At 62.7% G+C, this 536-nt stretch carries 1 protein-coding gene; it reads right to left on the bottom strand.

Annotated features, from left to right (window positions below):
- A partial coding sequence (locus AC1DDG_RS21715) for an FAD-dependent oxidoreductase (protein ID WP_476877705.1) occupies positions 1-536 on the bottom strand: 536 nt, incomplete at both ends.

Below are 536 nucleotides of genomic sequence, written 5' to 3'. Positions count from 1 at the left end.
AAGCCTTGGCCGGAGAAGCCGGTGGCGCAGTAGATTTTGCTGTTTTCCCTGAGGTGGCCGAGCAGAGGGTTCCCATCCGAGGTGTAGAGGTCCGGAAAGGCATCTGAGCGGACGATGTTCGGGACGAGGCCGGGGAAGAACTCAGCGACAGTTTCGGTGGTTTCCTGGATCTCGGCGGCCGTCAGGTCCCGCGGTACGGAATCGGCGCTGGCCGTGGGTGCACCCCTGCCGTCCAACGTGGCCTTGACGGTGACGCCATCGACGCTCGGCGCACCGTACATGGAGCGGTCTCCGGAGATCCGGATGAAGACGGGGAACCGCTCCGGGGAAAACTCTGCCGCATCCTTGGCCGCGAACCAGGTGAGATAGATCCGGTACGGCTCCGTTGCCTTCTGCAGGTAGTCGGGCATGAGTTGTTGGGACCAGCCGCCGGAGGAGACGATGACGTTCTCGAAGGTCCAGGACTTCTTGCCGGAGGTGATGGTGACGCCGTTGCCGGTTTCGGTGATGCTGTCGATGGGTGTGTTGGTGTGGAT

Source organism: Arthrobacter sp. 10L430 (assembly GCF_056395245.1).
This window is presented reverse-complemented; position numbering and strand designations above follow the sequence as displayed.